Origin of the sequence: Staphylococcus sp. GDY8P94P (genome assembly GCF_017892255.1) — a bacterium.
Classification (GTDB): domain Bacteria; phylum Bacillota; class Bacilli; order Staphylococcales; family Staphylococcaceae; genus Staphylococcus; species Staphylococcus cohnii.
In genome coordinates this window covers 1-1,813 of record NZ_JAESKU010000037.1, presented here as the reverse complement: position 1 = coordinate 1,813, position 1,813 = coordinate 1, and the positions used below count along the sequence as shown (strand labels likewise).

The following is a 1,813-nucleotide window of genomic DNA, read 5'->3' as shown; positions in this document are numbered from 1 at the left end:
AAATTATAAATACATCAAATAATACTTAAAAATGTATTGAATGTATTTACGCTCTATATAAAAAGAAACGCAGGTCTCTTCAGATCTAATGATTTTTGCCATGCTACGAAATTAGCATCATGCTAGCAAGTTAAGCGAACACTGACATGATAAATTAGTGGTTAGCTATATTTTTTTACTTTGCAACAGAACCGGTTTGTTTATACACTATTTTTCTTTAATTTTTTCTTTAAAACCTAATAAAAGAACCTCTAATCCAAACCTAAATTCTCTTTCTAAATCCAATTGTTCAATATTATCAAATGGTAATTCATCACTTACTTTTTGGTGTAGTTTTGAGGACTTATTTTCTAAAATTCTATATTCTTCAATAACAGAAGAATTTATAAAATTATTCAACATCCATGAAGCAGAAAAGAGTTCGTTATTATCCATACCTAAGTCCTTAAATAAATTATAAATATAGGATATTAATTTTTTTCGATTTGGCATTAATGGTGGTGTTGCCTCCATAATATGTGCACTATCTTTAATAGTTAAAAGTAAATTTCTTAACTGAAAAGAAATATCTATAATTTGATCCTCAGCTTTTTTATTTAATTTAGGATACTCTATTTTATTACATATTTCATCTGCGATAAGCTCCATTAAATGTTGCTTATTCTTTATATACCAATATAAAGACGCTCCTTCTATATCTAATTCACTAGCTAAATTTCGTATTGTTAATTTTTTTAGATCGTTTTCTTTTAAAAAAACAATTGCTGCATTGACAATTGTTTTTTCCGAAAGTTGAAGAGACTCTTTTTTTCTTCTAGACATTAATAAATAAACTCCTTTAATAAACTTTACTTTTTAAGTATAACATTATCATTAAGTCAAACAACATTTGGTTGACAATACAGGATTTCGCTGTTAATCTAACAATGTTAGATTAACTGTATTTTTTTAGGAGGTGTCAAATATGACAATATCAATTGCTATAATTTCTAGTGTTACTATTATCTGTCTAACTATATTTTTAACAGCTATTTGTGTAAAAGGAATGGAAATGAGTAAGTATTGGAAGAAGGAGTCAAAAAAATAATATGAAAATCAATGAAAAAACACTTGGTGGAATCTTAGTACTAATTGGAACATTTCTTTATATACTTGCTACTATTTTTCATGGAAACCCACCAATTGAAAAAGCATCAACAGCAATACCTTTTGTGGCTGAGCAAACATTTTGGCAAACTAAACATTTTATAAACATAATTGCTATATTATTATGGCTATTTGGTTTTATTTGCATATTCTTTAATCTATCTAGACAAAGTTCGCGACTTATGGCTAAAATTGCATTAACCCAGTTTACAATTACAACAACTATTTTTGCTATCTATTTTTATATTCACGGATTTGGTTTAACGCAAATTGCAAACAAATGGCAAAATGCTCCAAGTACAGAGAAACAAAATATTTTATTGCAAGGTGATGCTATCCTTAATATTTTAGGAACAACAGCATTCATCTCTCAACTTTTTTTAGGCATATCTATTATCTTAATAGCACTTGTTTTCATATTTGAAAAAAATGTAAATAAAACGTATACGATTATAGGTATTATTATAGGATTGGGGTGGGCTATCGGGGCTTACCTTATAAATTTTGCTATTATTGTACCTTTCACTTTATTGTCTTGGGTTTGGTTAATATTACTTATTATAAACATAATGAAAAATCAGAAAAATGATTTAAAACAAAAGTAATTAATGAATAGTATTAATGGATGTCCAAATTATAAAACTATAGTGGTTCTGTTGCAAAGTAA

2 protein-coding genes and 1 pseudogene are annotated in these 1,813 nt (G+C 27.0%); 2 read left to right on the top strand and 1 reads right to left on the bottom strand.

Features of this window, described 5'->3' with window-relative positions; translation table 11 throughout:
- Positions 1–89: pseudogene (locus tag KA926_RS13775) on the top strand (IS6 family transposase); the annotation flags it as partial.
- 118 nt (positions 90–207) lie between these two features.
- Here the strand turns inward: KA926_RS13775 and KA926_RS13770 are convergent.
- Positions 208–822, bottom strand: coding sequence for a TetR/AcrR family transcriptional regulator C-terminal domain-containing protein (locus KA926_RS13770; RefSeq protein ID WP_198065349.1), 615 nt, complete (start codon positions 820–822; stop codon positions 208–210).
- A 266-nt stretch (positions 823–1,088) separates the two neighbouring features.
- Between KA926_RS13770 and KA926_RS13765 the strand changes: the two genes are divergently transcribed.
- Positions 1,089–1,751 carry a hypothetical protein gene (locus tag KA926_RS13765; RefSeq protein WP_198065348.1) on the top strand — a complete coding sequence of 221 codons (663 nt, stop codon included), beginning with the start codon at positions 1,089–1,091 and terminating at the stop codon, positions 1,749–1,751.
- Positions 1,752–1,813: the final 62 nt, after the last annotated feature.